The following is a 25,495-nucleotide window of genomic DNA, read 5'->3' as shown; positions in this document are numbered from 1 at the left end:
GCCACATGAGTACCGGCGAAACCGACCAAGAGCGCCTACAGATCGGCGAAGTGGCGGCACGAACCGAGCTTTCGATCAAGACGATCCGGCATTACGACGAGGTCGGACTCGTCATGCCCTCGGCTCGGTCCGCCGGAGGATTTCGGTTGTACACCGTGGCCGACGTCAACCGCCTGCTCGCCATCCGCCGCATGAAACCGCTCGGGTTCACCCTCGATGAGATGCGCGAACTACTCGCCGCACTCGAAACCGTGCACACGTCCGCCGCGTCGGAAAGCGAACGTGCACAGGCCATCACACACCTCGGCGAGTGTCACGCGCGGGCGCAGGAAGCGTGCGAAAAGCTCACCAGGCAGCTTTCCTACGCACACGAACTCACCGCTCAACTCGCCGATTACCGCACCGACTGACCAGGACGCGGATCAGCCTTCGGCCGCCGTCCAGTCGTAGGGCAGGAACTTGCCGTCGAACGTCACGACCACCCGGTCACCGGCAGGGTGCGGCTTGCGTTGCACGTCGAGGCTGAAGTTGATCGCGCTCATGATGCCGTCGCCGAACTGCTCGTGAATGAGTTCCTTGACCGCGCCGCCGTATACCTGGAGCGCTTCGTAGAAGCGGTAGATCGTCGGATCGGTCGGCACGGCCGTCGGCAGGCCACCGCGCATGGGTACGGCCGCGAGAACCGGGATCGCCGTTTCGTCCAGGCCCAGCATGTCGACGATCACCTTGCCGCACTCGACCGGCACCGGATGTTGTCCCAGCAGCGCGGCGACCGTCCACACGACCGGTTTATCGATCGCGTCGGCCAGTTCCTGCCACGTGAGGCCCTTGAGCAATCGGGCTGCGACGATTTCGGCCGTTATCTCATCTCTGGTCATCTGATCAGCATGCCCCAGTCACGCGTTGGCTTCAGCGGGGAGCTTGAACTCGTCGGGCGCCGCGGGCCGGTTCCAGTCACTGCCCGTCCTGGCGTGCGTCGCATAGAGCGTCAGGCCGACAAACGCCAGACCACCGACGAGATTGCCGACGACAGTGGGGATCTCGTTCCAGATCAGATAGTCAGCCACCGAGAAGTCGCCGCCGAGCATCAGACCGGACGGGAACAGGAACATGTTGACGATGGAGTGCTCGAAGCCCATGTAGAAGAACAGCATGATGGGCATCCACATCGCGATCACCTTGCCCGACACGGAGGTGGACATCATCGCGGCCACGACGCCGGTGGACACCATCCAGTTGCACAGCACCCCGCGAATGAACAGCGTGAGCATGCCCGCGGCACCGTGTTCGGCGTAACCCACTGTGCGGCTGGAACCGATCTCCCCAAGCCGCTGGCCCACCTCGTTGGGGTCGACGGTGAACCCGTACGTGAGGATGACCGCCATCATCACCGCGACGGTGATCGCACCGGCGAAGTTGCCGATGAAGACCAGCGACCAGTTGCGCAGCATCGACCGCACGGTGACGCCGCGCCGTTTGTCCAGCAGAGCGAGCGGGACAAGCGTGAAAACGCCCGTGAGAAGGTCGAATCCGAGAAGGTAGAGCATGCAGAAACCGACCGGGAACAGCACCGCTCCGAGGAGCGCGTTGCCAGTCTGCACCGTGATGGTGACCGCGAACGCCGCCGCCAGCGCGAGAATCGCCCCCGCCATGTAAGCGCGGATCACGGTGTCCCTGGTGGACATGAATGCCTTGTTCTCGCCGGCATCGATCATCTTCGTGACGAATTCGGGCGGGTTGACATATGACACGGTCAGCGTCCTTCCATAGGCCACCGGGCAGCGACCGGCGATGGCGCTACCCGAAGATCCGGAGCAACCGATCGATTGCTCCTCACGTGCGCGACGCTCGATTGCTCCTCACGTGCGCGGCGGGCTCGCGGTCTCGGCGGACCTTGCCCACATAGGTGATGCGGCCAGTCTGGCAATCGGTTGTGTCATGGATGTGAATCGACTGAGAGGATCACGTCACATACTTTTCACTCACCCCGACTGCCGGTTGTGAGCAGTGGTGTTCGCCCGGCAGGCCGCACTAATGCGTGCCCAATGTTCCATCCAGGTATTGCGCGCGGCAGGCCCGACGCGCCAACTTGCCACTCGTGGTGCGCGGTATCGCCCCGGCCGGAAGGAACCGCACGTCGCCGACCGTGAGCCCGTGCCGATTGGCCACCGCGGCCTGCACAGCGGCGATCGCCGGCGCGGGATCGGTTCGCCCGGTGCCCGCCGCGCGTTCGGCGATCACCACCAGCTGACCGCCGTTGTCCTCCGCGGGCACCGAGAAGACCGTGACATAGCCCCGCCGCACCAGCGCCGACGCATCGGCGACCGTGGCCTCGATGTCATGCGGGTAGTAGTTGCGACCGCCGATGACCACCAGATCCGCGATCCGCCCGGTGACGTAGAGCTCGCCGTCGAGATATACCCCGAGGTCGCCCGTACGCAACCAGGTGGCGCCGGCGGGCGAGCCGTCGGCATGGCTGGCCGCCGAAAGCCGCGAACGCAGTGCGGCGCCGAACGTCTTGCGCGTCTCGTCGGGTCTGCCCCAGTACCCACGGCCGATGTTGTTGCCGTGCAACCAGATCTCGCCTACCGCACCGTCGGGAAGTTCGTCGGCGCTGTCGGGATCGACGATCACCGCCCACTGGCTGCGCGCGACCTGGCCGCACGACACGTGGGCAACCGCGCCGACAGCATCGGCCGCTACGGGCACCGCATGCCCTTCGGCGAGTCGCTCGCGGTCGAAGTAGATTACGGAAGACTGCGCCGCAGGGGCGATCGTCGAGACGAACAGGGTGGCCTCGGCGATGCCGTACGACGGTTTGAACGCGGTCGCAGGCAATCCGTAGGGCGCGAACGCCTTGTTGAACGTCGCGATTGCGGTGGGGCTGACCGGTTCGGAACCGATGATGAGGACGACATTGCTCAGGTCCACGCCCGCACTCTCGTCCGGCACCCCGCGCTGAGCGGTCCACTCGTAGGCGAAATTCGGCGCCGCGGTGATCACCCGGCCGTGGCGCGACTCGGCCGCCATCGCCTGAATCCAGCGCTGCGGACGACGGACGAACGCCGTCGGCGACATCAACGTCGAGTGCCCGCCATACACGGCCGGGAAGCCGATCATCGAGAGGCCCATGTCGTGGTAGAGCGGTAACCAGCTGAGGCCGTGGGTGTTTCGGTTCAAAAGGTCGATCGAGAGGATCATCTGCAGCAGGTTCGTCCCGACCGCACGGTGAGTGATCTCCACGCCGACCGGGGGTCGCGTCGAACCGGACGTGTACTGCAGATGCGACACGTCGTCGACGTCGACGACCACCGGCTCGAACGTGTCGCCGAGCGCATCCGGGATGTCGTCGATGATGACAACCTGCGGGCGTTGACCGACGGGAACCTTGGACAGAAACTCCTGCACCGCGGTATCGGCGGCCGCGGTGGTCAGAATCGTGCTGGGCCGTGCGTCGGTGAGCGCGGTGTCGAGCCGCTCGGCGTGCCCCTGCAATTCCGGTGCGAACAGCGGTACCGCGATCGTCCCGGCTTTGATCGCGCCGAAAAAGCCCACGACGTAGTCGAGCCCCTGCGGTGCGAGGATGGCGACTCGGTCACCGCGCCCGGCCACCCGCTGCAGATACGCACCGACGGCGCGCAGCCGCACACCCAGTTGGCTCCAGGTCAACTCGACGGGTTCGCCCTCAGAGTGGCTGTAGTCGAGATACCGATAGGCCACCGAGCCGCCGACGTTCTCGACGTTGCGGTCGATCAGGGATATCAGCGTGGTGCCCGGCGGCAGCACAATGCCACCGTCGCCGTCGAGGCAGTCCTCGATCCGCAGCAGGCCGCTCGGAGCCTCGTACTCGTCCCGGGAGGCGCTATCCATGCCCGCAGTGTAGGTCGCCGTGCAGACCGGCCTTCCTCAGCGGCGCGCGAGTACAGCGGCCAACTGTTCGAAGGTGAGTATCCAGCCGTTGTGGAAGTCGTCGAACTCCTCCGCCGGCAGCATCGAGTGCACGATCGACATCAGCGTCTCATCGTCGCCGACCGGCTCGAACGCGACATTGACGACGCTGACGACGGTGGGATCTGCCCAGTCGGAGTTACTCCACGTGAACCGCAGCACGTGAGGACGATCGATCGTCAGGAACTGACCGGTGATGAGAACGCTTGTGCCCGAATCGTCGACATCGAACCGGACCTTTCCGCCCACGTGCGGCTCGACCGTGATGGCGACGCAGCGCACGGGGCGCGGGCACATCCAGTCAGCCAGAGATTCCGGATCGAGCCATTGGTCGAAAACCACCTCCGGCGTCGCGGGCATGACACGCTGAACGTGCACGGTTGCCGCGTCGGTCATCGTGATTGCCCCTTCCGTCGCAGCCGCGCTGCGAGCGCGTCCGCGCGTGTCGACCAGAAGTCGGTCTGTTCGTTGATCCACTGCTGCGCCATCGTCAAACCATCCGGTTTCAGCGACAACCAGTGCTCACGGCCCCGGATCTCGCGCTGCACGAGTCCAGCCGATTCCAGCACACCGATGTGGCGCGAAACTCCGGCAAACGTCATGGGCAGCGGCGCGGCCAAGTCGCTGATGCGGGCATCACCCTGCCGCAGAGTTTCCAGAAGCCACCGTCGGGTCGGATCGGCGAGTGCCGAGTACGCCCGGTCCAGCACCTGATCTTCAACCACATTGTTGACTATAGCGGGTGCCCTGTGCTGTGCTGGAAACAGATATTAAACCGAGCTGTTGAATGTTTGAGGCAGTCGCGATGACGGAAGGACCACACATGAAGCCGCCTCCGATCGTGTCGGCGCCCGAATGGGACGCCGCACTCCAGCAGATGCTCGTCAAGGAGAAAGAAATGACGCGGGCCAGGGATGCGCTGGCTGCGATGCGACGGCGGATGCCGTGGACGCCGGTCGAGAAGCGTTATGAGTTCGAGGGGCCCGAAGGCAAGGTCTCTTTGCTCGACCTGTTCGCCGGCCGGCGTCAGCTGATCGTGTACCGGGCCTTTCTCGATCCCGGCGTGGACGATTGGCCCGAACACGGCTGCGTCGGCTGCTCGTTGATGGCCGACCACATTCCCAACCTCGCGCATCTGAACGCCCGCGACACCACGCTCGTGTACGCCTCACGCGGGTCGCAGGCCGATATTCAGCGGATCAAAACGCGGATGGGCTGGCAGCACCCCTGGTACACCATGGCACCCGGACCGGACGGCGCTTTCGACGTCGATTTCGGCGTCGACCAGTGGCACGGCACCAACGCGTTCATCCGCGACGGCGATCAGGTGTTCCGCACGTACTTCATCGACAACCGCGGTGACGAGGCCTTCGTCAACACCTGGAACTTCCTCGACATGACGGCGCTGGGCCGCCAGGAGACGTGGGAGGACTCACCGGAAGGCTATCCGCAGACCAAGCCATATGAGTGGTGGTCATGGCACGACACGTACGCCCAGCACGAGCCGTCGCGATGGTTCGGCGACCCGGATCCGAACGACCCGAAGGATCCCCGGCCTCCACGTACCGAGGGATGTGATTCGTGTGGCAGTCACTGACGCGGCGCAGGCCGTTCGTCGCTACCAGGAGACGAAAGACCGTATCGGCGCGCTGGTTTCGGAGTCCGATGCCCTGTGGGACACAGCTGTTGCGGCGTGCCCTGGCTGGTCGGTACGTGACGTGCTGGCACACATGACCGCGGTGGCCGAGGACTGGGTGAGCGGCCGCCTGGCCGGGGCGCCCACCGACGAACAAACCGCCGCCCAGGTGGCCCGATTCAAGGCCTTCGACGCCGCGGGCATTCTGACCGCGTGGAACGACGCGGCCGCGGAGTTGGCGCGCCGGGCCGACACCGACGGGCTGAAGCCGCCGCTCGGTGACGTCGTCGTGCATGAGCACGACATTCGCGCCGCTCTGGGCCGGCCCGGTGCACGGGATTCCGCCGCGGCACGCGATGTCTCCGATCAACTGCTCGCGATGCTCCGGACCCCGGTGCCGCTGGTGGTGACAGTGGAGGACGCGGAGTATCGCAGCGGTCCCGACGCCGGTTCCGAATTAAGGCTCGACACAACACGATTCGAGGCGTTGCGGTGGCGCACCGGGCGCCGCAGCCGGGCCCAGCTCGCCGCAATGGCATGGTCGGGGGACCCCACACCGGTCCTGGATTCGTTGTATCTGTTCGGCCCCGCCAATACCGACCTCATCGAGTAGCCGGATCCAACGGCCGAAAGCGTTGGGAGAAGATGAGCGGGTGAGTCAACCGCCGCTGACCCTTCCCGCCCTTCTCCAGCGCAGCGTCCGGGAATTCGGCCACGCCACGTATGTGGTCACGCCCACGGACCGACTGACGTATGGCGATGCCGAACAACGCTCGGCACGTGCGGCCCGGTGGCTCTTGCGGGAGGGTGTCGGCAAGGGCAGCCGGGTCGGCCTGTTCTTCGCCAACGGCGTCGACTGGATCGTCTGGTGGCTCGCGGCATCGCGGATCGGCGCTGTGGTCGTCCCGCTCAGCACGCTCTACACCCCGGCTGAAATCGCGAAAGTGTTGCGGTTGGCCGACATCGCGATGTTGGTGGCGCCGGCACACGTGCTGAACATCGACGTCGCCGAGCGGTTGGAAGCCGCGCTGCCCGGGCTTGCCGACGCACAGTCGGGCGTGCTCACGCTGGGCGTCGCGCCATACCTGCGTCGCATCGTGTTCACCGGCGATACTGACCGCGTATGGGCCACCGTATGCGACGGCACCGGCGTGCCCGACGACGTTCTGACCGGCGTCGAGGGCGAGGTCTCCCCTGCCGACCTCGCCGTCATGATCCATACGTCCGGATCGACCGCCGATCCCAAGGGTGTCCTGCACACCCACGGCACCCTGGTCCGGCAGACCTCGACCTGGCCGACGGCCATCCGGGCGATCAGCCACACCGATGCCGACGCACGGATCCTGTGTGCGATGCCGTTCTTCTGGATCGGTGGGTTGCTCGCCGCAACCGGCGCGCTGCACGAACCGATCACGATCGTGGTGCTGCCGAAGCTCGACGCCGAGACCGCGCTCGATCTCGCTGAGCGCGAGCGCGTCACGGGCATTGTCGGGTGGCCCGCGTTCACGCAGCGGCTGCGCGACCATCCGTCATTTCCGGGCCGCGATCTCCGCAATGCACCGATGCTGCGAGAGGGCCCGCTCGACATCGCCATGACCGATGTCCCCGACGGGTTTCCGGTGCACCGCACGATGTCGGAAACCGCGGGCGGGTTTGCATACACGGAGATGCGCATCGTCGGCGACGACGGCGAACCGGTTCCACCCGGCGCCACGGGCGAGCTACTCGTCCGAGGAGTCGGGGTGATGGTGGGATACAACAAGCGCGAGCGGTCCGACACATTCGATGCGGACGGGTGGTACCACACGGGTGATCGCGTGTACCGGCGCGACGACGATCCACGAGTGTTCTACGTCGGCCGCACGACAGACCTCATCAAAGCCGCGGGAGCGAATGTGTCGCCGCTCGAAGTCGAGGCGGTGATCGGGGATTTCGGTGATGTCGCACAGTGCATCGTCCTCGGAATCGACGATCCGGACCGCGGCGAAGAGGTGTGTGCGGTGATCGTCCCTACGACGGAGATCGACCTTCGGTCGCTCGCCGAGTACACGCGCGAACAACTCTCCTCCTACAAGGTGCCGACCCGCTGGGTGATCACCGCAGGCGATCGGATCCCGACGCTGCCCAGCGGCAAATTCGATCGGAAGTCGCTGCGGCGGTTGATCGTCGACGGGGCACTACAGGCTTCGCGCCTGGGTGATGTGCGGCCGGGTAGGTCAAGCTAATTGGGCGTGAACCGGACTGGCATCGACCGGATCCCGTTCAACAGGTTGGAGCGCACCCGCTGGACGGGCCCGGCGAGCTCGAGGTCGGCCATGCGCCCCAGTACCTTGGGGAAAATCGCAGCAGCCTCTACCCGAGCGAGGTTCGCCCCCAGGCAATAGTGGGTCCCGCCGCCGCCGAAAGCCAAGTGGGGGTTGGGATCACGACCGATATCGAACCGGTCCGGGTTGGGAAAGCGTGTTTCGTCCCGGTTCGCCGACGGAAAGAACATCGCCACCCGGTCGCCTTGGCGGATTGTCACGCCGCCGACCTCGGCGTCCGAGGTCGCTGTCCGCGCGAATGCGGTCACTGGGCTGACATAGCGCAGCATTTCCTCGATCGCGGTTGGCAACAATGCCGGATCGGCTGACAGTCGCGCGCGTTCGGCGGGGTGCTCGAGCAATGTGAGCATGCCTCCGGCGACGAGGTTGCGGGTCGTATCGCCGCCGGCGTTGATAAGCAGCATGAAAAAGAGGTTGAACTCCAGGTCGGTGAGACGTTGGCCGTCCACCTCCGCATGCAGCAGCGAGGTCGCAATGTCATCCCCCGGCTGCGCGCGTTTACGCGCGGCAAGCGCTGAGCCGTACTGAAACATGTCGAGTTGAGCCTGCGCCGCCTCTTCCGTTGCGTCGCCGACGTGGTCGGAGTTCATGATCTCGGTCAGCTCGTAGAGGCGCCGACCGTCATCGTGGGGAATGCCGAGCAGTTCTGCGATGACGAATGACGGCAGCGCACCGGCGATGTCGGTGACGAAATCGCACTCACCACGTTCGATCACGTCATCCACTATCCGGTCGGCCAGATGCGCGATGCGCTCGTTGAGTCGTGCGACCTGGCGCGGGGTGAACCCCTTGCTCACCAGCGTTCGCAGTGCCGTGTGACGCGGTGGGTCCATCGTCAGCATCATCAGGGTGAGCTGATAGGAGTACTCCGGCTTCGGGACATCGAACAACACCCCGGTCTGTTCAGATGACCACGTCCTGCTGTCCCGCGAGACCGCGAGGATGTCGTCGTAACCGGTCAGGGCGAAGAAGCCTGGCCCCTGCTCGTAGGGATGCCACGCCACCGGAGCGTGCTTCCGGAGTGCCCGAAACGCATCGAACGGCATACCTGCTTCGTATGTCTTCGGATCAGTGAGGTCGACACCGCAGATACTGATCACGTCCAGGGCCATGGCGGCGACGATAGTCCATGGCACCGTGCCCGCTTCGCGCTTTCGAGCACCCCATCTGCGGTGGCCGGCTTTGTGTTTTCCTGCGCAACAACGTTGTTGAGGTCCTGACGTCAGCCCTGATCTATCAGATCGCGGAACCTCGCCGCCGGCCGGACGCAAGCCCCGGCGGCCCGAACGCGTTCGGCCAACGTGCTGTCCGATGTCACAACGGTGATATCGGCGGGCCGTGAATCGGCCGTGACGAGCCGCACGATCTCGTCATCGGCGGAATTCGCCGCTGCCTCGGGCGCATTGGCGATCTCGATGACGGTCGACTCGATCGGGGGCGAAACCGGGGATTCGAATACCACCAGCACGCGTTGGTTTTCCGCAGTCGCCCAGCGCTCAAGCTGCTCGACCAAGCGGGTCATCGCGCGCCCACGGTTCTTCCACCAGCCGTCCGGGCGTGACCCGATCACGTTCATGCCGTCGACGATCCATCGCACAGAGCCGACGATACGTGCAGCCGTCCGGTTTATACGCCGACCTTCTCGTCGGCCGTCCGCCCGCGGGGCGTCTTACGGTTGCCGGAGTCCGGTTCGATCGCGATGCGGAGTCCGGCGTCGAATCCCGGCTCCCCGACACGAAATGTCCACTCGTCGCGGCTACCGGTGAGCCGATTCGCCCGCTGCACAACGGCCGTACCGTCGTCTTCGACGGCCATGTCGTCAAGCTGTTCACGGGTGTACGGCTTGCGGGCCGACAAGAATTGTTCGCTCGTGTGAACGAACATCGCAAGGCCGTCTTCCGGGAAAGCCTGAACGTAGTACTGCTTGACGAAAACCTTGTTGTCGGAGAAGCCGATTCCGCGGGTGTCGCGCTCACCGACATAGAAGTCGAGACGGAACACCAGCCCCTCGCATGCACTGTTCGGCTTCACTCGCGCGTCGATATAGCCTTCCCAGATGAGCCGGTTGGGCCCGGCCCAGCCGGTGGTCCGGTCACCCGGCTCGGCCAACGCCTTGGTCAATTCGCCTGCCAGGTCGGGTGGCCCGTCGCTGAGATCCTTCTCGTGGAACGGGCCGTAGCAGTTCTCGGCCTCGGCGCTCTGATGGAAGAGTTCGAAGTCGACACCCCGCGGCTTGATCGACACCCCGAAGTAGAACTCGCTGCGTCCGAACCAGTCTCCCCCGCGTTCGATGTTCGCGTAGTCCAGCCACAGCCGCACCCGGTGCGTGCCGTGAAAGAAGCGCATCGCGATCTCGTACGACTCGCGCGACGTCACCAGTGAGTCCACCCCACCGTGACACTTGTGAATGAATGTTCGCGGAGCACCGGGCAGTTGCGCAGCAGACTGTTTCACCAACCCGTCACTGCGGTTGAGCTGAAGGCTGCCCTCGTCGAAGAGGCTGGAAATCCGATTGGCAAGCGATGCACCGGCGCCGTATGCGCGGTAGTTCGTACCGACGACCGTGAGTATCCGTTCGACCGGAAACCACTGTTTTACGTTGAGGAAGTCCGTCTTGGTCGGGTCGAACGCGACGAGTTCATCGGCCGCGTTCTCAGCATCCGGAAGTGATTTCAACAGCCATCCGGGAAACCTCTGGAACGCGATGCCGCGGTGCGGGGTGCCCAATGTCACGATCCGATGGATCAGGTGGCGAGCCGAGTCCCGCTCGCCCTCGTGCAACTCGGCGAGCGCCTTGCGTACGACCAGACCGCCCATGCTGTGCGCGACGATGTCGACCCCACGGAAGGTGTCGCCGTTTATCGCCGCGGCGCGCTTGATGAGACTGATCAAGCGCGCCAGCCCCTCGCCGTAGCGTTTCATCGCGCGCGGAGACAGGTCGTAGTAGCGGTAGATCCAGATCGTGCCCGCGGTGCCCTCGGCGAGCACGCGCTCGGCCATCTGGGGATCGATGACAACCGTTCCGCTCACCTCGTCCGGGGTGAAGCCGCCGGGGTCGTCGGGAGCGTCGACATCGCTGGAGTAATAGCCGATGACGTTCGTCGCGTCGGTGTACGGATACTGCTTGGATTTCAACGCCCGCAGCAGGAACCCCTCGTAGATGAAGTTGTCACCGCGTTTCTTGTCGTAGACGGTGCCATCGTTGAAACCCTGGTAGGCGTTTGCTCTTTCGTCACTGACATCGACGCCGCCGAACCCGCGGACCAGGATCAACGGGCGAGGTCGGTTGTCGTCTTCGGATGATTCCCCGTTCGGCGAGATCGCCTCGGCCGGCAGTGTCATCGCAGTGCCCTTTCGGTGCTGGCAGAACGTGCTGGTGAGGCAACTTTCGCCCATACGGGGTGCGCAGGCGTGAGTAGTCGGCTACCTCTTTTTTGACCGTTTCGGGCCCCGGTGTCACAAACTCGCCCCGGCCGGTGTCTTGTGGGTGCAACAGTCGACAGGCACGAGACAGGAGCCACCGAACCATGACCGCGGAAAGCCCTTCGGATCCCGCCACCGAGGCCTTCGTCGCTCATCGCAACCTGCTGTTCACGGTCGCGTACGAGCTCCTCGGGTCCGCGGCGGACGCCGAGGACGTATTGCAGGAGACCTGGTTGCGGTGGGTCGACGTCGACCTCGAAACCGTGCGCGATCACCGTGCATACCTCGTGCGCATCGCCACGCGGCAGGCGCTCGGCCGCCTGCGCACCCTGAGCCGGCGCAAAGAGTCCTACGTCGGCTCCTGGTTGCCCGAGCCGTTGTTGACCACCCCGGACGTCGCCGAGGATGTCGAACTCGCCGACAGCGTTTCGATGGCGATGATGCTGGTGCTGGAGACGCTCATGCCGACCGAGCGGGCCGTATTCGTACTGCGCGAGGTGTTCGCGGTCGATTATGACGAGATCGCCGAGGCGATCGACAAGACCCCGGCCGCGGTACGACAGATCGCGCACCGGGCCCGCCAGCATGTCGCCGCTCGCAGGCCACGCGAGATCGTGTCGGCCGACGAGACGCGCGGTGCGTTGGCCGCGTTCCAGAAAGCGGTTGAAACCGGCGACCTGCAAGGCTTGCTGGACATCCTCGCGCCGGATGTCGTCGCGATCGGCGATGGCGGCGGGTTCAAACAAGCTTTCCCACGGCCCATCGTGGGCGCCGATCGGGTGGCCCGCGTGTTCGCCTCTGGACTGCGAAAGTTCGCTGCGACCATGTCTTTCGAGCCCGTGGAGGTCAACGGCCACCCCGCCCTGATCACCCGGATCGACGGGGAACTGGACGGTGTCGTCGCGCTACGCATCGACAAGGGCCTCATCACCGGTATGTACTACGTGCGCAATCCCGAGAAATTGACGCGGATCGATCGGGAGTTCGGGATGGCGCGCTGAAGGTCAACGCTTCTCGAAGTGCTGGTAGTCGATGGGCGAACGCCACAAACCGCCCCATCGCCACCCGCGGTCGGTGAACGCGAGCACTGCCGGGTCTCCGGGATGCAGCAGCCCGGGGTCGGTGCGGGCGCGATCCACGTACGGCCCGGCGTTGGCGGGCTGTACGCCGCGACTGTCGATGAACGGGTTGAGCAACGGGTTCACATCGATGGCGCGGCCGTACGCGTGCAGCGACCAACTCCGCGAACCCGGTATCCCGCGGCAGTTGAAGGCCGAGGTGTTGTTGTCGCGCATCGACAGTTCGTCGTCGGCACGCGGATAGTGGTCGACGGTGCGCATCTTCTCGATCGGGTAACGCAGCCTCAGCAGCTCCTCGAAGATCGAAATCACCTCGGGCACAACGTCTTGGTGCACGATGAGCGCACCGCGATGCGTGCGGCCGTCGAATCCGGTGTAGTCGAGCTCGATCCGCCGCAACACCTCGGGCCCGGCCGGGCAGCCCGCTCGCCACGTCGTACCGAGCTCGGCCACCGTGACCGGATGCACGGTGGCAGGCGCCGGTTCGCGCGGTGTGGTCGTGGTGGTGGTGGTGTGGGTCGTGGTGGTCGTCGTGGTGGCCGGTTCCGACGGCGTGGCTGAGCATTGCATGATCGGAAGGCAGCCGGCGGCGATCATCGCCGCGGCACACCACTGTCGCGCAGACGGCCTGGCAGGGCTCACCCTTCCGTTGTAACCGCCGCCGGCGGTCAGCTTGCGGTGACGGTTCGCATCTCCTCGACAGCTGCCCTGGTCACCGCCCGCAGGTCGCGCTCGGAGGTGCCGCTCACCCAACGCTCGAAGGCCACCTTGAACACCGCGATACCCGCCTCGGCGGCGAGGTCGGCAGTCGTATCGGGAACCCCGCGGTTCCGCAGCGCTTCGGCCACCCCGGACGCCAACGAGGCGAGCTTGATCAGTTCACGTTCCTGCAGCGCGGTGTTGGCCGCGATGACGGCCTGCCGCCGACGCGCGTGGTCGTAGCGTCCCACGAACATCTCCCCCGCGGCATCCAGCCCGGCCGCGACCGCGTCGAAGGGCGAAAGGCCTTCGTCGGCGACGGCGACCGCGGTGACGAACACGTCGTGCAGCGTGCCCTCACCCCAGAAGAGCACCTCACGCTTGTCGGCGAAGTAGCGGAAGAACGTGCGCTCGGTGAGCCCGGCACGCTGCGCGATCTCGGCCACCGTCGTCTGGTCGAAGCCGTGTTCGCTGTACAGCTCCAGCGCAGCCTGTGCCAACCGGCCCTGCGCATCGGGTTCCCAGCGGCTCATGCACTGATCCTAGGGGAATGACAGTGCCTGTCATCAGCGTTATGGTGATGACAGCAACTGACATCACATCGCGATGCCAGACCGTTCAACAGGAGGTTTCCATGCGGATCTTCGTCACCGGTGCGTCGGGCTTCATCGGCTCGGCCGTCGTTCCAGAACTCATCGACGCCGGCCACGACGTGATCGGCCTGGCTCGTTCGGACGCGTCAGCCGATGCGCTGACCGCCGCGGGCGCCGGCGTTCATCGTGGCGATCTGGACGATCCGGACAGCCTGCGGGCCGGCGCAGCGGACGCCGACGGCGTCATCCACCTCGCATTCGTTCACGATTTCACCGACTACGGACGGGCCGGCGAGACGGATCGGGCGGCAATCGAAGCGCTCGGCTCGGCGTTGGCCGGTTCCGACCGCCCGCTCGTCGTCACGTCGGGTCTCGCCGGATTTCCTGACGCCACCGAAGACGACGCACCGCCGCCGGGTGCGCTACGCCAATCGGAGGCGGCAGCGCAGGCACTCCTCCCGCACGGTGTGCGGGTGTCCGTGGTGCGGCTCCCACCGTCGGTGCACGGCGAAGGAGACCACGGTTTCGTGCCACGTCTCATCTCGATCGCGAAGGACAAAGGTGTGGCGGGCTACCCCGGCGACGGATCGAACAGCTGGTCGGCCGTGCACCGGCTCGATGCCGCGCGGTTGTTCCGGCTCGCGGTCGAGCGGGCACCCGCAGGCGCACGACTGCAGGCGATCGCCGACGACGCGATTCCCGTTCGCGCGATCGCCGAGGCGATCGGCAATGGCCTCGACGTACCGGTGACGTCGATCCCGCGCGACGAGGCACTTGACCACTTCGGCTGGCTCGGCGCGTTCTTCTCGCTCGAAGCCCGGGCGTCGAGCGTGCTGACCCGGCGGCGGTTCGACTGGGCGCCGACCCAGCCCGGCCTGCTCGCCGATCTCGCCGCTGGGCACTATTTCAGCTCGGTCACATCCTGACGGCTGACCCCTGCACATCCAGTCAAATCAGGGTTGACTGGAAGCCTCATCCGGGCGCGTGCACGGGAAAGGAGCGATGACCATGGTCGCTGAGTCGGGTCCGGGGACATCGCCGCCGAACACGTCCCGGCATATCCGGCTGACGTCACACAGCGGTGCGATCGACGCGCTCACCATCCGGTGGGGGGCCGCGACTGCCGCCGAACGCGGTCCGGTGATCGGCACGACGACCACGCGCGCACACCGCAATGTCATCGGCACGCACAGCGGCTCCTACAGCGTCTACCGGGCGCTGGCAGTCGCGGCGGGCGCGCTTTCTCCGGCCCATCGAGCCGATCTGACGAACACCGCGCCCACCGATGTCATCGGCCCGTATCCGCAGTGGAGCGAACCCGGCGCGATCGTGAGCCTGGATCCCTGGGGCGCAATGGTGGCCGATGCCTTCACCGCCGAGCTCGCAGCGGGATACGACATCCGGCCGACGATCGCGGTCACCAAGGCACACGTGATGCTTCCGGAGATCACCGAAGCCATCGCGCGGGGCCGACTGATCCCGGACGGACGGACCCTGCTGTCGAACGGCGCGGCGTTGGTGACCAAGGCGGCGATCGAGCCGGTCTGGTATCTGCCCGGTGTTGCCGCACGGTTCGGCTGCAGCGAAACCGCTTTGCGCCGTGTGCTGTTCGAAGAAACCGGCGGCATGTACCCGGAGTTGGTGACGCGCGGAGATCTGGAGGTGTTCCTGCCGCCGATCGGCGGGCAGACGCTCTATATCTTCGGCGATGCCCGCGACCTGGCAGACCCGGCCGTCGAGTTGACCGCCCGTGTGCATGACGAATGCAATGGCTCGGACGTCTTCGGATCCGACATCTGCACGTGCCGGCCGTATCTCACCCATGCGATCGAAGAGTGCATTCAAGGCGCGCAACGCGGCGGCGTCGGGCTGGTCGCCTACTACCGCAAGGAAGGCCGCGCACTCGGCGAAGTGACGAAATTCCTTGTGTACAACGCACGTAAACGTCAGGCCGGCGGCGACACCGCCGACCAGTACTTCGCCCGCACCGAGTGTGTGGCCGGCGTCCAGGACATGCGTTTCCAAGAACTGATGCCCGACGTGCTGCACTGGCTGGGCATCCGCAAGATCCATCGCCTGGTGTCGATGAGCAACATGAAGTACGACGCCATCGTCGGCGCCGGAATCGAGGTCGGCGAACGCGTCAACATCCCCGACGAGTTGATCCCGGCGGACGCCCGGGTCGAGATCGACGCCAAGATGGCCGCCGGCTACTTCACCCCGGGGCCGGTGCCCGACGCCGACGAACTGAAGATCGCCAAGGGTCGCGGACTCATTTGATGACCACCACCGACACCCAGTGCGCGGCCGCTGTTGCGACGCTGCACACCACGGCCGCCATCCGGGAACGAGCACAGCTGCTCCTCCAGCGCGCCCGCGCCGACGAATCGTCGTGGTTCCGGGTCGACGACGATTCGCTGCCCATCGCGGCAGGCGAAGTGGCCGCGCTGACCCGCAACCGCTATCCCGATCTGAACATTCCCTACCACAGCCGGTGGCGACATTTCGAAGCGGGCGGAATCGACCGCAAGGGCGAACTCGACCGATCCCTAACGGGTTTGGGCACGGCATCCCGCGCCCGGTCGATGATCGATCTGACCGTCGTGAGCGTTCTTCTCGACGCGGGCGCCGGCCCGGACTGGCAGTACACCGAAGCCGAAACGGGTCTGCGTTTCGGACGCTCCGAGGGACTCGGCGTGGCCAGCTGGCATGCGTTTCGCGGTGGACTGTTCTCCAGCGATCCGGCCCAGCCGCTCCAGGTGGATGCGGCGGCCCTGGACAAGCTCGACGCGGAACGGCTTGCCACGGCATTTCAAGTGGGTCCCGACAATCCGATGGTCGGACTCGAAGGCCGGATGCGACTGCTGCACCGCCTCGCCGGTGCGCTGGCGGCAAAGCCCGACGTGTTCGGCCCATACGGCCGTCCCGGTGGGCTCTTCGACGCACTTACCGGCCCCTCGATCGCCGCCCACGAGATCCTCGCTCTCCTGCTGACATCGCTGTCGGCGATTTGGCCGGCCGACAACATGATTGACGGCAGGCCGATCGGCGACTGCTGGCGCCACCCGGCTGTTCGAGGCCCTGGTCTGTCCGACGGCTGGATGCCCTTTCACAAACTCTCGCAATGGCTGACCTATTCACTTCTGGAGCCGTTCGAATGGGCCGGCGTGGCCGTCACCGACCTCGGCGCACTGACCGGGCTGCCCGAATACCGCAATGGCGGGTTGCTTCTGGACACGGGGGTCTTGCAGCTTCGGGACCCAGCGATGGCATCCGGAAACTGGTCCGTTGGCGATGAACTGGTGGTCGAGTGGCGTGCCCTGACGGTGTCGCTACTCGACCAACTGGCCGATCTGGTCCGCGAGCGGCTCGGCGCACCGGAATTGCCGCTTGCGTGCGTGCTTGAGGGCGGCACCTGGGCGACCGGCCGCGCACTGGCGCAACGGTTGCGGGCAGGACGCCCGCCACTGTCCATCGTCAGCGACGGCACCGTCTTCTAGGAGGACATGATGGGCAACCTGCATCTCATCGATCACCCCTTGGTGCAGCACAAACTCACTCTCATGCGGCAGAAAGACGTGTCCACGAACGGCTTTCGGCAACTGCTCGCCGAGATATCCATGTTGATGACCTATGAGGTACTGCGCGACATCCCGCTGCACGAGATCGAAATCGCTACGCCGATGGAATCCACCACCGGAGCGGTCATCGACGGCAAGAAGCTCGTCTTCGTGTCCATCCTGCGGGCCGGAAGCGGAATCCTCGAGGGAATGCTGAGCGTGGTCCCGAGCGCCCGCGTCGGCCATATCGGCCTGTACCGTGACCCGAAAACGCTTGTCGCCGTGGAGTATTACTTCAAGCTGCCGAGCGACCTCGCCGAACGCGACGTGGTGGTGGTCGACCCGATGCTGGCCACCGGCAACTCCGCGGTGGCCGCGATAGACCGGATCAAAGAGTACCGACCGCGCTCGATCAAATTCGTCTGTCTGCTCACCTGCCCGGAAGGGGTCGCGGCCATGCAAGCGGCTCACCCCGAGGTGCCGGTCTACACCGCGGCGCTGGACCGCGCGCTCGATGAGCACGGCTACATCGTGCCGGGCCTCGGCGATGCCGGCGATCGCATATTCGGCACGAAGTGATACTGCGCGCCGCCGACAAGTAGCCTCGCGGCATGAGCGCCGAGCAGGAAAATCTGGACACCGTCCCCGTCCCGACGGTCCCAGCTGGGTTCGATCCGCAGACCGCCGCGGCGAATCCGCGCCACAAGTGGGGCTTTGGCGCGTTTCTGCTCGTCGAGGCGGTTTATCTGGGGGTCTCGGCGGCATTCGGGTTGCTGGCCGCCGCGCGCAGTGGCACTCCCCCGGCCTGGATGATGGCCGTTGCGATCGCCGTGCCCACCGTGAGCGCCGCCGCGCTGGCCCTGCTGATCGCCCGCGTGCGAGGCAACGGGCCGCGGATCGACTTCCGGTTGCACTGGTCGTGGCGCGGGTTCGGGCTGGGCCTGGCCTTCGGGGTGGGCGGGTTGTTCATCACGTTGCCCGCCGCGGCGCTGTACCTGTCGATCGTCGGCCCCGAGGCGAACTCCGCGGTCGGGCGGGTCTTCGACGGCGTTCAGGCAACTTGGCCGCTCGCGATCGCGGTGCTCCTCATCGTGGCGTTCGTCGCGCCCTTCTGCGAAGAGGTCGTCTATCGCGGGCTGCTGTGGGGTGCGCTCGAGCAGCGTTGGGGCCGGTGGATTGCCCTGGTGGTGTCAACCGTGGTGTTCGCGCTCGCGCACTTCGAACCGACACGCACACCGCTGCTGCTGATCGTCGCGATACCAATTGCATTGGCCCGCTTGTACTCCGACAGTCTGATTGCCGGCATCGTCGCACATCAGGTGACCAACCTGCTGCCAGGCATCGTGATGATGTTCGGGCTGATGGGCATGATGCCCACGAGTTGACCGAACTCAGCGCTTGCGGTCGCGCACCTTGTACGTCGACGGCCACGACATGCGGCTCTCATCGCCGAGCAGTGGCGTCCCCGAACCTCCGACGCGAACGTCGTATGCCTCCTGGCCTGCGCCGACCTCGCGGTTGGCGTGTTCGGAGGCCAGGTAGTAGAGCTCGTCGATCGCTGCTTCGCTGTAGGCGACAAACGTCGTCTTGCGCACGATGTCGTTCATCCCTGCGGTCATCCGGTCCGGCAGGATGCGCGATGCCAGCGCGGCGAGACCCAGCAGAGTGAACGGTATGACCCAGTAGCAGATGAATGAGAGCGGCGTCTTGGTGTCGAGGATCGTGGCGTCGCCCTGCACGATCGGCGGGATCGCCGATGAGATCGTCATCCCGGCGAACGCGCCAACCCAGATCCAGGTCAGGATCATCACGATCCGCTTGAACAAGTCACTTTCCACCACCCCGGGCGGCTGGCCCGCCGCGGCGAACTCCTGCACGAACGGCTTACCGATCAGGGCGCCGACCAGGGCGACCAGGAAGATCCCGACATTGCTCAATGGCTGCATCCAGCGTTCCATGACGTCCTGACTGAGCACGAGAGTCAGGATCGTCAGTACGACGAACGTCGCGAGGGCGCCGATCTCCAGGGTTCGCCCGGCGTTCCCCGACATCCGGCTGATGATGAACGTCGCGATGGCCGCCACGAGCGCGACCAGCACCGCCACGAGGAAAGGCACGTTTCCGACGAGTACCCAGTAGATGATCCACGGCGCGAAGCCAAACAATATGCCCACGAGCGCACAGTCTAGGGGCTTACCGTTGGCTATACGGCAAGTCCTGCGACGGGCCGCGTGTTGGCGGGCCGGTTATTCGCCGTCCCCGCCCTTGGCGTTGCGGCGCCACTCGGAAATCTTGCGGCCCATCGAGTCTGCCGCATTCGTCGCGGCCTGACCGACTCCGTCGACAATGCCGCCGAGCCCATCCCGGATGCCCCGGATGAGCGGATCGTTGGACTGGTCGAACCCGTCCTTGTAATGCCGGGCGGCCGCGCTCAGGTCTTCGTTCCAACCGACTTTGTCGTCGTCGGATCGCCGCGGATATTCGCCGGCCAGGATCGCGCCATAGCCCCCGCTGTCGACCCACTGCGTCAGCGCCGCGGCACGCAACACCGAGAAGGGATGGGTCTGCAGCTCGAGGTTGAGCAGCTTGAGCAACCCGTCACGCATGTCGCCGGTGCGCTCGTACTCCCGGGCTTGCGCCAGGAACGCCTGCGAGTCGAGCTTGTCGAGGCGGCTGCCGCCCGCCAGCTTCAGCTCGACCCGGATCGCCGCATCGACATCCTGGCCGCACAACAACCCGGCGCGGTCACCCGAAAGCTCGGACTTGCGTTGCCATTCCATCAATGCGGCGACGATCGCGCGAAGCGCCCAGCCACCGATCGGAATGAAGCCGAACGACGACGCAACCCGCAGCAGGTGCATGAGCATGGTGCGGTACACCGCGTGGCCACTCAACGCGTGACCGAGCTCATGGCCGACGACGAAGCGCATCTCCTCGTGCGACATCAGGTCGTACATGCCCGATGTGATGACGATGAAGGGCTCGTCCATCCCGATCGCGTACGCGTTGGCGATCGGCGACTGCATGACGAACATCTCGGGCCGTGCCGGCGCGTCGAGCACCTGGACACAATCGTCGAGCAATGCGTCGAGATCGGCGAACTGACGCGGCCCGACCCGCGCCGAGTTCGCCAGGTACAGCAGCCGGTGCTGACGTTCGCGCAGCATGCCCGACAGCAGCTTGAGGATCTGGTCGAAACCCTTGAGCCGGCGCAGAGCTGACAATGCGGTCCGGTCGGCCGGATGCTCCCACGCGCGGGAACTGATACCGGGAAATACGGCTCGCGACGTAGCGGGTGGCTGGTTCATCGGTGGACGCCCTTCGTTGCCTGCAGCTCAACACTACGGAGTGCGACGGGGGCGCGGTGACACCAGATTCGGCCGCCGGGCAGGTGTCAGGCGATGATGCGCACCAGGTAGGGCGTCATGCCTTCGGTGCGGACGGGTGAGACGGTGACAACCGGATCGGTGCCCTGGATCATCTGTCCGTTCCCGAGGAACAGCGCGACGCTCTGCGTGCCTTCGGGGCCGTAGAAGATCAGGTCACCGGGCATCGCCTGCGACGGCAGCACCTTCTGCCCGACTTTGTATTGCTCGCCCGAGGACCGCGGCATCTTCACCCCGGCACCGGCGAACGCGTACACGATCAGGCCGGATGCATCGAAGCCCACGACGTTCGATGACGGATCGGCAACGGTCGTGACGGCGGGGGCGCCAACCGCAGGCATGGACAGCCCCGGCGTGACGGGCGCGAGTGCGGGCGCGGCCGCGGGCACGCCGAAGCCGGGAGCGATTGCCGGGGCGGGGATTTCGCGCGGGACGCCGCGCGTGGGGCCGTTGATGTCACCGCCGCCGTAGGCGAACGGAACCCCGCGCTGCGAAAGTGCGCGTGCGATAACGCGTTCGATGAACTGCTGATTGCCGGCCGGCCGATCGAACGGCGCGGCACTGGCCAGTCCGGGAGCCGCCGCCACGAGCAGGGCCAAGCTCACCACGAGGGCATACGTGCGTCTCATCCGAACATCAACTCTCCCGACCTCGGCCTGAAACATGCGCATACTGGTGGTCGACGTCAGTAGCGTCAATTATTTGTACCGGGCAAACAGAAGATTGCCCAATTTCTATGGGGCACAACGCCAATCAGATGCGATACCGTGACCGAACGGTAATCGCCGGCAACCTCGCGAGTGCGCGACTTCATACGGGCGAAGCGGCGTGTCGGCTATGAAACCGCACGGTCGCGGGGCGGGTGCGGCGACTGACAAGATGGTGACCATGCACCCTGTAGCGAATCAGCAGACCTGGACGGCACGGCTGTGGCACGAGACCGAGTCGACGTTCGCAGCGATCCTTGCGCACCCGTTCCTGACCGGGCTCACCGACGGCACCTTGGACGAGAAGGTCTTCGCGCATTACGTCGCCCAGGATGCTCATTACCTTCGTGACTACGCCCGCGCGTTGGCAATCGTCGCCGCAAAAGCACCCACCCTTGCCGACACCGCGATGTTCGCGCGCCACGCCGCTGAGGTGTTCGACGTCGAACTCGGGCTGCACAATGAGCTGCTGCCGGAATTGGGTCTCGACCCTGCCGAACTGGATTCGACACCCGTCGCCCCCACGACCCGCGCGTACACCAGCTACCTGCTGGCGACCGCGTACGGCGGCAGCTTCGCCGACGGATTGGCCGCGGTGCTGCCCTGCTACTGGATCTACGCCCGAGTGGGGGCGGAATTGCTCGACCGCGGCTCGACCGATCGCCGCTATCAGCGCTGGATCGACAGCTATGGCGGCGAGGAGTTCGCGGCGACGGTCGCCGAAGTGCTCGCCCTGACCGACCGGATCGGACCGACGTTGGGCACGGCTGAGGAAGTTACCGCACGGGCACACTTCGTCGTTACCGCGAAATACGAATGGATGTTCTTCGATGCCGCCCACCGGCTCGAAGAATGGCCGGTCTGAGCCGGCCGGTGCCCTCACCCGCGCAATTGGCGGGTGAGGGCCGGACAAATCACTTGAGGGCGGCCAGCGCTGCGTCGTAATCGGGCTCGGTGCCGATTTCGGGCACCAATTCGGTGTAGGCCACATTGCCGTCCGCACCGATCACGACGACCGCACGACCGAGCAGGCCGGCCATCGGGCCGTCGCTGATCGTGATGCCGTAGTCATCGCCGAAGCTGTCGCGGAATGCCGACGCGGTGGTGACGTTCTCGATGCCCTCGGCACCACAGAACCGCTTCTGCGCGAACGGCAGATCCTTCGACACGCACAGCACGGTGGCCCCACTGGCCGCGGCCCGCTCGTTGAACGTCCGCACGCTCGTGGCGCACACCGGAGTGTCGACGGACGGGAAGATGTTCAGCAGAACGGCCTTGTCGCGGAACTGGTCGCTCGTGACCGCGCCGAGATCAGTGCCGGTCAGTGTGAAACTGGGGGCCGCGCTTCCGACGGAAGGCAGCTCGCCGACCGTGTTGATGGGATTTCCACGCAAGGTTATCTGTGCCATGCGCACAGTCTGTCAAAACCGGCGGCGGCACGGGCAGTCCGGGGTGCGACGATGGGGCCGATGATCGAATTGCCCGGCGCGGTCCGCGCGATGGCCGCCCGCGGGCCCCGGTGGCGGGCATGGGTGGACGGGCTCCCCAAGCTCGTACGGACCCAGACGGCGGAGTGGGAGCTCACCGCTGACGGCCCGCCCACGCACGGCTACTGCTCGATCGTGCTGCCGGTCCGCACTCGCGACGGTGGACCCGCGGTGTTGAAGGTCGGATTCCCGGACGAGGAGTCCGAGCACGAGCATCTCGCGCTGCGGAGGTGGGCAGGGCAGGGAGCGGTTCGGCTGCTGCGCGCCGAACCACATCGCCGCGCGATCCTGCTCGAGCGGTTGCACTCGCGAAACCTCAACGAGCTGTGGGATATCGACGCGTGCGAGGTGGTCGCCGGGATCTACGAGAGGATCCACGTGCCCGCACTTCCCCAGCTGCGGTCGCTCGCCGGATCCGTCCACCGCAGCACCGCCGCCCTGTCGTCGCTCCCCCGCAACGCGCCCGTACCGCGCAGGCTCGTGGAGCAGGCGATCGCGCTCGGTGTGGAGCTCACTGCTGAACCGTCGAGTTCCGCGACCGTGATCCACGGCGATCTGCATTACGAGAACGTGCTGGCCGCCGACCGGGAGCCGTGGCTGGCGATCGACCCCAAGCCACTCAACGGCGATCCGCATTACGAACTCGCACCAATGCTGTGGAACCGGTGGGACGAGCTGGCCGGATACGTTCGCGACGGGGTCCGCCGCCGGTTCTATGCGCTGGTCGACGCGGCGGGACTGGACACGGACCGGGCCCGCGCCTGGGTGATCGTGCGCGTGATGCAGAACGCGATGTGGGAGTTGACCGAGAATGACGAGCCCGACGCGGACTGGCTGACGACGTGTGTCGCGGTGGCCAAGGCCGTCCAGGATTGATGCGTTGCTCAGATGACCTTGTAGGTGATGTCGTACAGCGCCCCGGCACCGCGGAACTGCTGTGTCACCTCGCCGCGGCCCAAGTCTTCGGACCGGATGAACACCGATCCGAGATTCTGCTCTTCATCGGTTTGCGAGTCGATCTCTTTCAAAACGATTTCGAGCTCGCCGTCGAACGGAAGCAACCTGTCCAGGTCCACGACGTCGCCTTGCCGCATCGACATCGACTCGAACTGAAAGCCATCAGCCCTGCTGATGCTCAGCTCGTCGGTGCCGTCTGCGTCTTGGGTCTTGACGGCGCGGATCTCCGCCAGTTTGGCGAACAACGACATGTCATCCTCCGTTGGATCATGAGGTTCGAGGTTGCTGACACCGTCGATCATCAAGTTGGCGGCCGCCGAGGCGCATGCGTAGTGGGCTACTCGAAACGCTCAGCCCGCCGCGGCGGCCGCACGCAGCCGGTCACGCCACCAAGACACCCGGCGCGGATCGCGCACCGCATACCGCTCGAGCAGATCGGGTTGCGGGGCCGGTGGCATCGGGGCGACCGGCAGATATCCGTCGACGGGCAGCAACGAACGCGACGGGGCGACGAGGTCACCGCCGAGCAGCGGCCGGGTGCCGAGCTCGCACGCGAAGGGCAATTCCGGCAGCGCCCCGGCGAGCGCGAGACCGGCACCCAGCCCGATGCTCGTCTCCAGCGCCGAACTCACCACACACGGCAGCTCCGTGGCCTCGGCCACTCGTAAGGAGCGACGCGCCCCACCCAGCGGTCCGCAGGTCAGAACCACGATGTCGGCTGATTCGCCGAGCCGAAGCCGCCGCGGATCCTCCGCCTGGCGGATCGACTCGTCGACGGCGATGCGCACATCGACCCGGCGCCTTAGCTCAGCCAGCTCGGGGATCGTGCGACAGGGCTGCTCGACGAACTCCAGTCCGGCGGCCGCGACGTCGAGGGCGGCGATCGCCGCCGCCGCCGTGTCGGGATCCCAGCGTCCTTTCGCGTCGCACCGCAACGTCCCCTCGGCGCCGAGCGCATCGCGCACAGCCTCGATCCGGGCGATGTCCTCGGTGAGCGAACCGGTGCCGACCTCCACCGAGGCCGCCCGGCAGCGCGCCTCCAGCACGATTTGCTGCGCGTTCACCGGGTCGACCGCGGGTACCGTCACGGTGATCGGGATGCGTCCCCGCACCGGATCCGGCCAGCCGACGGTGCCGGGCTCAAGGGCCGCAGTCAGCCACCGGACCGGTGCGCGGTCATCCGGGGGCGGGCTGAACTCACCCCACCCTTGTGGGCCTTCGATCAACATGCCCTCGCGCACGTCGGCGGCTCCAGCGCCACCGGTGAGCGGGATGGCGAAGATCGGCGCGTTGTCGAAGTCGATCAGGGTCTGCACAACCACGTGACGCTAGTCGACGCCGGGCGAGTCGCCGAGCGCCTACACTGCGGCTACCGGATACGGCGGGCTACTTGGGCAGGAGTCGGTATGGCGAACGCGGTGCGGCGAGGAGTGCTCACGATGCTGTCGGCCGCGGCACTCGCGGTCACCCCCATGGGGGTGACCACCATCGTGACGCCGGCGGTGAGTGCGGCCTGCCTGCCGGGTGAAACCGGCGTCACCAACGGATGTGCGCCGTTCTGCGTGCCCGGGAAACAGTTGGACACCGCGACCGGACTGTGTCTTCCGGTGCCGCCGCCACCTCCGGTGCCGAACAGCATCGCGACGCCACTGCTTTAGCGGTCACACCGAGTCGAGACATCCCTTGCGGCCCACTA

29 protein-coding genes are annotated in these 25,495 nt (G+C 66.0%); 13 read left to right on the top strand and 16 right to left on the bottom strand.

Annotated features, from left to right (window positions below; all coding sequences use genetic code 11):
- Nucleotides 1-5: 5 nt before the first annotated feature.
- On the top strand, nt 6-410 hold the full coding sequence (locus ACRCUN_RS26855) for a MerR family transcriptional regulator (RefSeq protein WP_462144663.1): 405 nt from the start codon (nt 6-8) through the stop codon (nt 408-410).
- Between the two features lie 12 nt (nt 411-422).
- Here ACRCUN_RS26855 and cynS read toward each other — a convergent pair whose 3' ends face one another.
- The 5 genes from cynS to ACRCUN_RS26830 all read right to left on the bottom strand — a co-directional run bounded on the left by cynS (nt 423) and on the right by ACRCUN_RS26830 (nt 4,673).
- Nucleotides 423-878 (bottom strand): cyanase, encoded by a 456-nt coding sequence (cynS, locus tag ACRCUN_RS26850; RefSeq protein ID WP_462144662.1) that lies wholly within the window; start codon nt 876-878, stop codon nt 423-425.
- A gap of 18 nt (nt 879-896) precedes the next feature.
- Nucleotides 897-1,751, bottom strand: coding sequence for a formate/nitrite transporter family protein (locus ACRCUN_RS26845; RefSeq protein ID WP_462144661.1), 855 nt, complete (start codon nt 1,749-1,751; stop codon nt 897-899).
- Nucleotides 1,752-2,031: 280 nt separating this feature from the next.
- Nucleotides 2,032-3,870, bottom strand: a complete 1,839-nt coding sequence (locus ACRCUN_RS26840) for a fatty acyl-AMP ligase (protein WP_462144660.1) — start codon at nt 3,868-3,870, stop codon at nt 2,032-2,034.
- A gap of 36 nt (nt 3,871-3,906) precedes the next feature.
- Nucleotides 3,907-4,344: an SRPBCC family protein gene (locus tag ACRCUN_RS26835; protein WP_462144659.1), complete on the bottom strand. Its 438-nt coding sequence runs from the start codon at nt 4,342-4,344 to the stop codon at nt 3,907-3,909.
- Nucleotides 4,341-4,673 (bottom strand): ArsR/SmtB family transcription factor, encoded by a 333-nt coding sequence (locus ACRCUN_RS26830; protein ID WP_462144658.1) that lies wholly within the window; start codon nt 4,671-4,673, stop codon nt 4,341-4,343. The genes ACRCUN_RS26835 and ACRCUN_RS26830 overlap by 4 nt, the downstream gene beginning before the upstream one ends.
- A gap of 98 nt (nt 4,674-4,771) precedes the next feature.
- Here ACRCUN_RS26830 and ACRCUN_RS26825 point away from each other — a divergent pair, with 98 nt between their 5' ends.
- From ACRCUN_RS26825 to ACRCUN_RS26815, 3 genes are read left to right on the top strand one after another with little or no spacing between them, the layout of a single operon-like run.
- Nucleotides 4,772-5,545 (top strand): DUF899 domain-containing protein, encoded by a 774-nt coding sequence (locus tag ACRCUN_RS26825; RefSeq protein WP_462144657.1) that lies wholly within the window; start codon nt 4,772-4,774, stop codon nt 5,543-5,545.
- Complete coding sequence (locus ACRCUN_RS26820) at nt 5,532-6,197, top strand: maleylpyruvate isomerase family mycothiol-dependent enzyme (protein WP_462144656.1); 666 nt, start codon at nt 5,532-5,534, stop codon at nt 6,195-6,197. The genes ACRCUN_RS26825 and ACRCUN_RS26820 overlap by 14 nt, the downstream gene beginning before the upstream one ends.
- 40 nt (nt 6,198-6,237) lie before the next feature.
- Nucleotides 6,238-7,809 (top strand): class I adenylate-forming enzyme family protein, encoded by a 1,572-nt coding sequence (locus ACRCUN_RS26815; RefSeq protein ID WP_462144655.1) that lies wholly within the window; start codon nt 6,238-6,240, stop codon nt 7,807-7,809.
- On the opposite strand, the gene ACRCUN_RS26810 is transcribed toward ACRCUN_RS26815, so the two are convergent.
- The 3 genes from ACRCUN_RS26810 to ACRCUN_RS26800 all read right to left on the bottom strand — a co-directional run bounded on the left by ACRCUN_RS26810 (nt 7,806) and on the right by ACRCUN_RS26800 (nt 11,250).
- Nucleotides 7,806-9,020 (bottom strand): cytochrome P450, encoded by a 1,215-nt coding sequence (locus ACRCUN_RS26810; protein WP_462144654.1) that lies wholly within the window; start codon nt 9,018-9,020, stop codon nt 7,806-7,808. The genes ACRCUN_RS26815 and ACRCUN_RS26810 overlap by 4 nt on opposite strands.
- A 110-nt stretch (nt 9,021-9,130) precedes the next feature.
- Entirely contained in the window at nt 9,131-9,505 is a 375-nt protein-coding gene (locus ACRCUN_RS26805; RefSeq protein WP_462144653.1) for an NYN domain-containing protein, read from the bottom strand.
- 29 nt (nt 9,506-9,534) lie between these two features.
- Nucleotides 9,535-11,250, bottom strand: a complete 1,716-nt coding sequence (locus tag ACRCUN_RS26800; protein ID WP_462144652.1) for an esterase/lipase family protein — start codon at nt 11,248-11,250, stop codon at nt 9,535-9,537.
- A 185-nt stretch (nt 11,251-11,435) separates the two neighbouring features.
- Here ACRCUN_RS26800 and ACRCUN_RS26795 point away from each other — a divergent pair, with 185 nt between their 5' ends.
- Nucleotides 11,436-12,332 (top strand): RNA polymerase sigma-70 factor, encoded by an 897-nt coding sequence (locus ACRCUN_RS26795; RefSeq protein WP_462144651.1) that lies wholly within the window; start codon nt 11,436-11,438, stop codon nt 12,330-12,332.
- Between the two features lie 3 nt (nt 12,333-12,335).
- Here the strand turns inward: ACRCUN_RS26795 and ACRCUN_RS26790 are convergent, their stop codons facing one another.
- Both ACRCUN_RS26790 and ACRCUN_RS26785 read right to left on the bottom strand, forming a co-directional pair.
- The gene (locus ACRCUN_RS26790; RefSeq protein ID WP_462144676.1) at nt 12,336-12,980 is read right to left on the bottom strand and encodes a M15 family metallopeptidase; all 645 of its coding nucleotides are present in this window, start codon (nt 12,978-12,980) and stop codon (nt 12,336-12,338) included.
- A gap of 98 nt (nt 12,981-13,078) precedes the next feature.
- Nucleotides 13,079-13,642 (bottom strand): TetR family transcriptional regulator, encoded by a 564-nt coding sequence (locus ACRCUN_RS26785; RefSeq protein WP_462144650.1) that lies wholly within the window; start codon nt 13,640-13,642, stop codon nt 13,079-13,081.
- Nucleotides 13,643-13,743: 101 nt separating this feature from the next.
- Here ACRCUN_RS26785 and ACRCUN_RS26780 point away from each other — a divergent pair, with 101 nt between their 5' ends.
- From ACRCUN_RS26780 to ACRCUN_RS26760, 5 genes are all read left to right on the top strand, one after another.
- Nucleotides 13,744-14,628, top strand: a complete 885-nt coding sequence (locus tag ACRCUN_RS26780) for an SDR family oxidoreductase (protein ID WP_462144649.1) — start codon at nt 13,744-13,746, stop codon at nt 14,626-14,628.
- 82 nt (nt 14,629-14,710) lie between these two features.
- Nucleotides 14,711-15,982: a GTP cyclohydrolase II gene (locus ACRCUN_RS26775; protein WP_462144675.1), complete on the top strand. Its 1,272-nt coding sequence runs from the start codon at nt 14,711-14,713 to the stop codon at nt 15,980-15,982.
- Complete coding sequence (locus tag ACRCUN_RS26770; protein ID WP_462144648.1) at nt 15,982-17,202, top strand: URC4/urg3 family protein; 1,221 nt, start codon at nt 15,982-15,984, stop codon at nt 17,200-17,202. The genes ACRCUN_RS26775 and ACRCUN_RS26770 overlap by 1 nt, the downstream gene beginning before the upstream one ends.
- 9 nt (nt 17,203-17,211) lie before the next feature.
- The gene (gene upp, locus ACRCUN_RS26765) at nt 17,212-17,841 is read left to right on the top strand and encodes a uracil phosphoribosyltransferase (protein ID WP_462144647.1); all 630 of its coding nucleotides are present in this window, start codon (nt 17,212-17,214) and stop codon (nt 17,839-17,841) included.
- A gap of 32 nt (nt 17,842-17,873) precedes the next feature.
- A complete protein-coding gene (locus ACRCUN_RS26760) occupies nt 17,874-18,647 on the top strand; it encodes a CPBP family intramembrane glutamic endopeptidase (RefSeq protein WP_462144646.1) in 774 nt (257 codons plus the stop codon).
- Between the two features lie 6 nt (nt 18,648-18,653).
- Here the strand turns inward: ACRCUN_RS26760 and ACRCUN_RS26755 are convergent, their stop codons facing one another.
- The 3 genes from ACRCUN_RS26755 to ripD form a co-directional block, all read right to left on the bottom strand.
- The gene (locus ACRCUN_RS26755) at nt 18,654-19,436 is read right to left on the bottom strand and encodes a hypothetical protein (protein ID WP_462144645.1); all 783 of its coding nucleotides are present in this window, start codon (nt 19,434-19,436) and stop codon (nt 18,654-18,656) included.
- Between the two features lie 72 nt (nt 19,437-19,508).
- Complete coding sequence (locus ACRCUN_RS26750) at nt 19,509-20,570, bottom strand: M48 family metallopeptidase (protein ID WP_462144644.1); 1,062 nt, start codon at nt 20,568-20,570, stop codon at nt 19,509-19,511.
- A gap of 86 nt (nt 20,571-20,656) precedes the next feature.
- Nucleotides 20,657-21,277, bottom strand: coding sequence for an NlpC/P60 family peptidoglycan-binding protein RipD (gene ripD / locus ACRCUN_RS26745; RefSeq protein ID WP_462144643.1), 621 nt, complete (start codon nt 21,275-21,277; stop codon nt 20,657-20,659).
- Between the two features lie 259 nt (nt 21,278-21,536).
- Here ripD and tenA point away from each other — a divergent pair, with 259 nt between their 5' ends.
- Nucleotides 21,537-22,220 carry a thiaminase II gene (gene tenA / locus ACRCUN_RS26740; protein ID WP_462144642.1) on the top strand — a complete coding sequence of 228 codons (684 nt, stop codon included), beginning with the start codon at nt 21,537-21,539 and terminating at the stop codon, nt 22,218-22,220.
- 49 nt (nt 22,221-22,269) lie between these two features.
- Here tenA and tpx read toward each other — a convergent pair whose 3' ends face one another.
- Complete coding sequence (gene tpx, locus ACRCUN_RS26735) at nt 22,270-22,764, bottom strand: thiol peroxidase (RefSeq protein WP_462144641.1); 495 nt, start codon at nt 22,762-22,764, stop codon at nt 22,270-22,272.
- A 60-nt stretch (nt 22,765-22,824) separates the two neighbouring features.
- Between tpx and ACRCUN_RS26730 the strand changes: the two genes are divergently transcribed.
- Nucleotides 22,825-23,718 (top strand): aminoglycoside phosphotransferase family protein, encoded by an 894-nt coding sequence (locus tag ACRCUN_RS26730; RefSeq protein ID WP_462144640.1) that lies wholly within the window; start codon nt 22,825-22,827, stop codon nt 23,716-23,718.
- A gap of 8 nt (nt 23,719-23,726) precedes the next feature.
- On the opposite strand, the gene ACRCUN_RS26725 is transcribed toward ACRCUN_RS26730, so the two are convergent.
- Nucleotides 23,727-24,050 (bottom strand): hypothetical protein, encoded by a 324-nt coding sequence (locus ACRCUN_RS26725; protein ID WP_462144639.1) that lies wholly within the window; start codon nt 24,048-24,050, stop codon nt 23,727-23,729.
- Nucleotides 24,051-24,149: 99 nt separating this feature from the next.
- Nucleotides 24,150-25,115, bottom strand: coding sequence for an o-succinylbenzoate synthase (locus ACRCUN_RS26720; RefSeq protein WP_462144674.1), 966 nt, complete (start codon nt 25,113-25,115; stop codon nt 24,150-24,152).
- A gap of 90 nt (nt 25,116-25,205) precedes the next feature.
- Between ACRCUN_RS26720 and ACRCUN_RS26715 the strand changes: the two genes are divergently transcribed.
- Complete coding sequence (locus ACRCUN_RS26715) at nt 25,206-25,457, top strand: hypothetical protein (RefSeq protein ID WP_462144638.1); 252 nt, start codon at nt 25,206-25,208, stop codon at nt 25,455-25,457.
- Nucleotides 25,458-25,495 lie beyond the last annotated feature (38 nt).

It is taken from the genome of Mycobacterium venezuelense, from assembly GCF_054919535.1.
The sequence above is the reverse complement of the archived record's forward strand: the minus strand, read 5'-3'. Positions and strand labels throughout refer to the sequence as shown.